At 47.3% G+C, this 7,128-nt stretch carries 9 protein-coding genes; 8 read left to right on the plus strand and 1 reads right to left on the minus strand.

From position 1 onward, the window contains the following. The coding region (locus ACY2VT_RS13805; protein WP_461880275.1) for a 4Fe-4S dicluster domain-containing protein at positions 1–379 on the plus strand (379 nt) is incomplete at its 5' end. 34 nt (positions 380–413) lie between these two features. Here ACY2VT_RS13805 and ACY2VT_RS13810 read toward each other — a convergent pair. Beyond that, complete coding sequence (locus tag ACY2VT_RS13810; RefSeq protein ID WP_461880279.1) at positions 414–554, minus strand: DUF6440 family protein; 141 nt, start codon at positions 552–554, stop codon at positions 414–416. A gap of 179 nt (positions 555–733) precedes the next feature. On the opposite strand from ACY2VT_RS13810, the gene ACY2VT_RS13815 reads away from it, so the two are divergent. The 7 genes from ACY2VT_RS13815 to ACY2VT_RS13845 all read left to right on the plus strand — a co-directional run. Beyond that, positions 734–1,687 (plus strand): substrate-binding domain-containing protein, encoded by a 954-nt coding sequence (locus ACY2VT_RS13815; RefSeq protein ID WP_461880276.1) that lies wholly within the window; start codon positions 734–736, stop codon positions 1,685–1,687. Between the two features lie 196 nt (positions 1,688–1,883). After that, positions 1,884–2,738 carry a phosphate ABC transporter permease subunit PstC gene (gene pstC / locus ACY2VT_RS13820; RefSeq protein ID WP_461873460.1) on the plus strand — a complete coding sequence of 285 codons (855 nt, stop codon included), beginning with the start codon at positions 1,884–1,886 and terminating at the stop codon, positions 2,736–2,738. Then, the gene (pstA, locus tag ACY2VT_RS13825) at positions 2,728–3,630 is read left to right on the plus strand and encodes a phosphate ABC transporter permease PstA (RefSeq protein WP_461880277.1); all 903 of its coding nucleotides are present in this window, start codon (positions 2,728–2,730) and stop codon (positions 3,628–3,630) included. Before pstC ends, pstA begins: the two co-directional genes overlap by 11 nt. 20 nt (positions 3,631–3,650) lie before the next feature. Further along, the gene (pstB, locus tag ACY2VT_RS13830) at positions 3,651–4,403 is read left to right on the plus strand and encodes a phosphate ABC transporter ATP-binding protein PstB (RefSeq protein ID WP_461873461.1); all 753 of its coding nucleotides are present in this window, start codon (positions 3,651–3,653) and stop codon (positions 4,401–4,403) included. A 1-nt stretch (position 4,404) separates the two neighbouring features. Then, on the plus strand, positions 4,405–5,049 hold the full coding sequence (phoU, locus tag ACY2VT_RS13835; protein WP_461873462.1) for a phosphate signaling complex protein PhoU: 645 nt from the start codon (positions 4,405–4,407) through the stop codon (positions 5,047–5,049). Between the two features lie 3 nt (positions 5,050–5,052). Then, positions 5,053–5,724, plus strand: a complete 672-nt coding sequence (locus ACY2VT_RS13840; RefSeq protein WP_022462258.1) for a winged helix-turn-helix domain-containing protein — start codon at positions 5,053–5,055, stop codon at positions 5,722–5,724. 9 nt (positions 5,725–5,733) lie between these two features. Beyond that, a partial coding sequence (locus ACY2VT_RS13845; protein ID WP_461880278.1) for a sensor histidine kinase occupies positions 5,734–7,128 on the plus strand: 1,395 nt, incomplete at its 3' end.

Genomic DNA, 7,128 nt, shown 5'->3' on the forward strand with positions numbered 1-7,128 from the left:
CGAGGAACAGATGGAGGATAATATCAAAACCTTCCGAAATTTTGTACCGTTAAACGAGGAAGAAAAAGCAGTGATCGCCAAAGCACAGGAAGCGCTGAAAAAGAGTCCGGCAGTTCCATGTACCGCCTGTCGTTACTGCTGTGACGGATGTCCGATGGGAATCGCGATCCCGGATGTATTCAAGGCATTGAATACCATCCGCCTGTATGGAGAAGAAGACCGCGCGAAAAATTATTATAAAAAACTGCTGGAAACATCAGGAAAAGCAGAAGACTGTGTGCAGTGCGGCCAGTGTGAGAGTGTATGCCCGCAGCATCTGCCAATCATTGAACTGTTAAAAGAAGCGTCCGAAAAGCTTGACGTGCCGGTGACGGAATAACAGGATTTTTCATTACTGTTTTGGGGATTTGCTATTATAGCAATCCCCGAAAATAATGCAAATAGGTTTCTTTAGCTTTTTGACGCTTATGAGACGAAACTCCTGGTTTAAAACCGTCTGCATAGCCCGATGCATGAAAAAGGTAATTGACACCTGTTTCCTTATCTCCCCAGATTTCAAATGTAAAATGGAAAAGTTTTTATTTTACATAAACTTAACTTCTCTGAGATTTTGCATTTTACACGCCGTTGTTATGATGATATCTGTAAAAACGAAATGTAAAAAACATCGGGATTGCAATTTTACAAAATAGAAATTACAAAAATCCCGTGTGAAAAGAGGAGAAAAAATATTATGAAGAGAAAAGTAATCGCAATCACCTTAACCGCAATGATGGCTGCAGGAATGCTTGCAGGATGTGGAAGCAGCGACAGCAGCAGTTCTTCCGCAGCAGACACTACAAAAGAGGCTTCCGCAACAGAGGCAGCTGGCAGCACAGATGGTGACAGCACTGCAGCAGGAGATTTCTCCGGACAGATCAGCGTGATCTCCCGTGAGGATGGTTCCGGTACCAGAGGTGCATTCATCGAGCTGTTCGGTGTAGAAGAGAAAAATGATGCAGGTGAGAAAGTGGACAACACCACCGTTGATGCACAGATCACCAACAATACTTCCGTTATGATGAGCACGGTAGCAGGTAATCAGTACGCAATCGGTTATATCTCTCTTGGATCTTTAAATGATGAAGTCAAAGCCCTGAAAATCGACGGAGCAGAGGCAAGCGCAGAGAACGTAGAAAACGGTTCCTATAAAGTAAGCCGTCCGTTCAACATTGTAACAAAAGACGGTCTTTCCGCAGATGCACAGGATTTCATGGACTACATCTTAAGCACCGACGGACAGCAGGTTGTTTCAGATGACGGATACATTGCAATCAAAGATACGAAAGCTTACGAGGGAAGCTGCGGCGGCGAAAAAGTTGTGGTAGCAGGATCTTCCTCTGTAACACCACTGATGGAAAAATTAAAAGAGGCTTATACAAAAGTAAATTCAAACGCTAACATCGAAGTACAGCAGAGCGATTCCACCACAGGTATCACTTCCGCAAGCGATGGCCTCTGCGATATTGGTATGGCATCCCGTGACTTAAAGGATGAGGAGAAATCCTTAGGTCTTACTGCAACCGTAATCGCAACCGATGGTATTGCTGTCATCGTAAACAAAGAGAACCCGACCGACGGGCTGACCAGCGATCAGGTAAAGAGCATCTATGTTGGCGATACTACCGACTGGGCAGATGTAAAATAAAGGTAACGAACGTATAAAAACAATGGAAAAGAAGTAAGAGCGAAAAATGGAAAATCGCTCTTACTTCCGTATCCGGAAAGTTTCAGAAAAAGAAGCTGTCTTTCGGAACGTGCTTGAAAAAGCAGTTCGTAAGGGAAAAAACGAAAGTCTTTTTCAAACACGTTCCGCGAAACAATGAAATGAAAGGATTTATCTTATGAAACTAAGAGAAACGATCATGAAAATTGTATTCCTGATTGCGGCATGCTGCTCCGTGCTGGCTGTTGCACTGATCTGCATTTTCCTGTTTATGAATGGTGTTCCTGCCATTTTTAAAATCGGACCGCTGAAATTTCTGACCGGTACCGTGTGGAAACCGGGAAACAATATTTTCGGCATCCTGCCGATGATTGTCGGCAGTATCTGCGTGACCGGCCTTGCAATCCTGATGGGTGTGCCGGTTGCCATTCTTACTTCGGTTTTTCTTTCCCGTTACTGTCCGAAAAAGTTTTACGGCATCTGCAAATCAGGTATTAACCTGATGGCCGGTATTCCGTCTATCGTATATGGATTTTTCGGACTGGTTGTGATCGTTCCGTTGATGGCGCAGCTGACCGGTAAAAACGGAAATACGATGCTGACGGCATCCATTCTTCTGGCCGTTATGATTCTTCCGACTGTGGTCGGTGTAACAGAATCCGCCATTACAAGTGTTCCGGAATCTTACTATGAAGCAAGTCTTGGTCTTGGTGCCACGCATTCCCAGAGCGTTTTCTTTGCAGTTGTTCCGGCAGCAAAATCCGGAATCCTGGCAGGTATCGTGCTTGGCATCGGACGTGCCATCGGAGAGACGATGGCAGTGATTATGATTGCCGGAAACCAGCCTCGTATGCCAAAAGGAATCACAGAAGGCCTTCGTACCATGACAGCCAACATTGTACTGGAGATGGGATATGCATCCGGACTTCACCGGGAAGCGCTGATTGCAACGGGTGTTGTGCTGTTTGTCTTTATCCTGCTGATCAATTTATCGGTGTCTATGCTGAACCGGAGGGTACATTATGGTGATTAAAGGAAATGGAGCTGTAAATACAATGGAAGCTGTAAAAATAAATACAAAAGAAAAAGAAAGAACAAAGGTTACGTATCACAAAAGTGTTTTTTCCTCCGTGCTGACCGGAATTACCTGGGGAGCAGCCATTCTTGCACTTGCCGTTCTGGTTTTCCTGGTTGGATTCATTCTGATTCGTGGCGTGAAAAACCTGACACTGGAGCAGTTTGCCTGGACCTATAATACAGAGAATGTTACGATGCTTCCGGCGATCATCAACACCGTTACGATGACAGTACTTTCCCTGCTGCTTGCTGCGCCGCTCGGCATTTTCTCGGCGATTTATCTGGTTGAATATGCCAACAAACGCGGAAAACTGGTCGGCCTGATCCGGATTACGGCAGAGACCCTTTCCGGTATCCCATCGATTGTTTACGGTCTGTTCGGTATGCTGTTCTTTACGAAAACCCTGAAAATGGGATACTCTATGATGTCCGGTGCCTGTACCCTTGCCATCATGATTCTTCCGCTGATTATGCGGACGGCAGAAGAAGCCTTAAAATCAGTTCCGGATTCCTACCGGGAAGCAAGCTTTGGACTGGGAGCAGGAAAGCTTCGTACGATTTTTAAAATTGTTCTTCCGTCTGCCGTACCGGGCATCCTTTCCGGCGTTATTCTTGCGACAGGCCGTGTTGTAGGAGAGACGGCAGCACTTCTTTTCACGGCAGGAACGATTGCAAAGGCGGCAGGCCTTATGGATTCCGGCCGTACCCTTGCCGTTCATATGTATGCACTTTCCAGTGAAGGCCTCTACATGAATCAGATGTATGCAACCGGTGTCATCCTGATGCTGATCGTTCTTCTGATCAATGGCTGTTCCGGAATGATCGCGAAGAAAATTGCCAAGAAATAAAAGAGAGACGAGGAAAAAACATGAGCAAAATAGATGTATCCAATATGGATCTTTATTACGGAGATTTTCATGCATTAAAAAATATCAATCTGAGCATTGATGCCAATGAAGTGACAGCTTTTATCGGACCTTCCGGCTGTGGTAAATCGACACTGTTAAAATCCATCAACAGAATGAACGATCTCGTTCCGGGCTGCCGGATCACCGGTGAAATGCTGCTGGACGGAGAAAACATCTACAGTGGAAAAATGGATGTCAACGGACTCCGCAAACGGGTCGGCATGGTATTCCAGAAACCAAATCCGTTCCCGATGAGCATTTATGACAACATTGCCTATGGCCCCAGAACCCATGGTGTCCGCTCCAAAGCGAAGCTGGATGATATCGTGGAGCAGTCCCTCCGCCAGGCAGCGATCTGGGATGAGGTAAAGGATCGTTTAAAGAAGAGTGCACTTGGCATGTCCGGCGGACAGCAGCAGCGTCTCTGTATTGCGCGTGCCCTTGCCGTACAGCCGGAGGTCCTTCTGATGGACGAACCGACCTCGGCGCTGGACCCGATTTCCACCTCGAAAATCGAAGATCTTGCGGTAGAACTGAAAAAAGATTATACTATTGTCATGGTAACCCACAATATGCAGCAGGCAGCCAGAATTTCCGATAAAACCGCATTTTTCCTGTTAGGAGAGGTGGTAGAATACGGAGAGACCGAACAGATCTTCTCCATGCCGAAGGACAAACGGACAGAGGATTACATTACAGGGAGGTTTGGCTGATATGCGGGAAAAATTTGAGCAGCAGATGGAGATTCTGCATACGGAGCTGATTGAGCTTGGAGCACTCTGTGAGCAGGCGATCGGACGGACATATGAGGTGCTGCTGGAGGGAAACCAGAGAGCAGCAGAAGAGATTATCAGAAAAGACCAGGTTGTCGATGCGAAAGAACGGGAGATTGAGGATCTCTGCTTCCGCATCATTTTACAGCAGCAGCCGGTAGCGCGCGATCTGCGCCAGGTATCGGCTGCATTAAAAATGATTACCGATATGGAGCGGATCGGAGACCAGGCAGCGGATATTGCGGATATCGTAAAAGTAACGAGCCTTGATGTGCCGGATGCAAGTATCCGCCTGAAGGATATGGCAAAAGCAACGGCTTCCATGGTAACAAAATGCATCGACGCATACGTCAAACAGGATCTGAATCTTGCGCGGGAGGTCATTGACTCCGATGATATCGTGGATGATCTTTTCGATGAAGTCAAGGATGAAATTCTGCAGGGCATGCGAAGGGGCATTACCACAGATGTCCAGTCTCTGGACTATCTGATGATTGCAAAATATTATGAAAGAATTGGCGACCATGCAACAAATATTGCGGAATGGGTTGTGTACTCCATTAACGGTCACCATAAAGGGGAATAACAGATGATTTACTGCGTGGAAGATGAAAGAAATATACGGGAACTGATCGTATACACACTGGAATCGAGCGGTTTTACCGCAAGAGGCCTGGAAAGCGGAAAAGAGCTGAATGCAGCTATTGCAGAACAGCTCCCGGATCTGATCCTTCTGGATATCATGCTTCCGGGAGAGGATGGGCTTGAAATTCTTTCACGCCTCAAAGCATCGGAAGTAACCAAGGAAATTCCGGTCATTATGGTAACGGCAAAGGGCGCTGAATATGATAAGGTCATGGGTCTGGACTGCGGAGCGGATGACTATATTACCAAACCGTTCGGCATGATGGAATTTATCGCAAGGGTGCGTGCCGTGCTGCGCCGCGCCGGAAAAGAAGAGAAGGAAAATGATGTGCTGGAGACCGGAGATCTGCAGATCCAGGTAAAACAGCACCAGGTTCTGGCCAAAGGGGAGAAGGTTACCCTGACCTTAAAAGAGTTTGAACTGCTGAAATTTTTGATGGAAAATAAAGGAATTGTCCTTACGAGAGACCGTCTGCTCGGCCATGTCTGGGGCTATGATTTTGACGGAGAAACCCGTACGGTAGACGTTCATGTGCGTACACTCCGCCAGAAGCTGGGCGAATGCGGCGAACTGATCGAGACGGTCCGCGGTGTGGGATACCGGATAGGAGGCTGAGAAAGTAAGATGCGTAAAAAAGTCTTTCAACATGCGGGAGCGTTGATTATCGCTGCAATTATCCTGACCTTTTTCACTATGAGCTGGGCAATGTACAACAATACGGCGGAGCAGCTTCGTGTTTCGGTGAGAAATGAATGTGAGTATTATCGATATTTTCTGGACAAGATGGGTGATGACAGTCTGGATAAACCGGCCGGAAAGATTACGGCAAGCCGGGTCACCCTGATTGACACGGACGGAACCGTTCAGTTTGATTCGGTCGAGGATGCGAACATGATGGGAAACCATTCGCAGCGGCCGGAGGTGATTGAGGCGGAAAAAACCGGGGAAAGCAATATTTCCCGTTATTCCGAGACTCTGCGGAGCAAAACATATTATACAGCACTGCGCCTGGACAATGGAAAAATTGTCCGTGTTTCCCTGACAACAGACAGTGTGTTCGGTGTGATGCTGCGGAATATATGGCTGGTGGCTGTGCTGATTGCGGCAGTTCTTGTTGTAGAGCTGCTGATGGTCAGCCATATGACAAAGGCGCTCGTACAGCCGATCAATGAGATTGATCTGAACCATCCGCTGGACAACAAAGCGTATGAGGAATTGAGTCCGCTGCTTGGAAGAATTCATCAGCAGCAGAAGCAGATTCAGCAGCAGATGGAGGAGCTCCGCCATAATCAGGAGGAGTATCTTGCCATCACGGAATATATGAAAGATGGTCTGATCGTGACAAACCAGTCGGTCGTACTCTCCATCAACCGTTCGGCACAGAATCTGTTTGATGTGACGGCGGAGGAATGCATCAACCACAATATCGTGACAGTCAGCCGCAATGAGCAGCTGAAGGAGGCGCTGGATCATGCGCTGGAGGGCAGTTCCGAGGAACGGATGCTGGAATTAAACGGAAGAGTTTATCAGCTTCTTGCAAATCCGGTGCGTGTGGATAATGTTGTATCCGGTGCGGTCATCCTGGTGCTGGATGTGACGGAAAAACAGAAAGCCGAGGTGATGCGCCGAGAGTTTTCTGCCAATGTGTCACATGAGCTGAAAACACCGCTGATGTCGATTTCCGGATATGCGGAGATCATTGAAAACAACATGGTAAAACCGGAGGATATTCCCAAATTTGCGGGCAGAATCCACAGCGAGGCGAGTCGGCTAAGCTCTCTTGTCGAGGATATTATCAAGCTGTCCAGACTGGACGAGAACGACCAGTCGATCCCGATGGAGGATGTGGATCTGATGCAGATCTGCCGGGATGTCGAAGGGCATCTTTCGATGCGGGCGAAGGAGCAGAAGGTGAAGATGACGGTGCGCGGAGAGAGCTGCCGCATCAAAGGAGCACGGCAGGTGCTTTATGAGATGATTTATAATCTTTGTGATAATGCGATTAAGTATAATAAAAAA

Source organism: Fusicatenibacter sp. (assembly GCF_050872605.1).
Classification (GTDB): Bacteria; Bacillota; Clostridia; order Lachnospirales; family Lachnospiraceae; genus Fusicatenibacter.

What these genes read in the sequence shown, in the direction of transcription:
- phoU (WP_461873462.1), top strand. Translation starts at nt 4,405, where the DNA reads ATGCGGGAAAAATTTGAGCAGCAGATGGAGATTCTGCATACGGAGCTG.
- pstA (WP_461880277.1), top strand. Translation starts at nt 2,728, where the DNA reads ATGGTGATTAAAGGAAATGGAGCTGTAAATACAATGGAAGCTGTAAAA.
- ACY2VT_RS13840 (WP_022462258.1), top strand. Translation starts at nt 5,053, where the DNA reads ATGATTTACTGCGTGGAAGATGAAAGAAATATACGGGAACTGATCGTA.
- pstB (WP_461873461.1), top strand. Translation starts at nt 3,651, where the DNA reads ATGAGCAAAATAGATGTATCCAATATGGATCTTTATTACGGAGATTTT.
- pstC (WP_461873460.1), top strand. Translation starts at nt 1,884, where the DNA reads ATGAAACTAAGAGAAACGATCATGAAAATTGTATTCCTGATTGCGGCA.
- ACY2VT_RS13815 (WP_461880276.1), top strand. Translation starts at nt 734, where the DNA reads ATGAAGAGAAAAGTAATCGCAATCACCTTAACCGCAATGATGGCTGCA.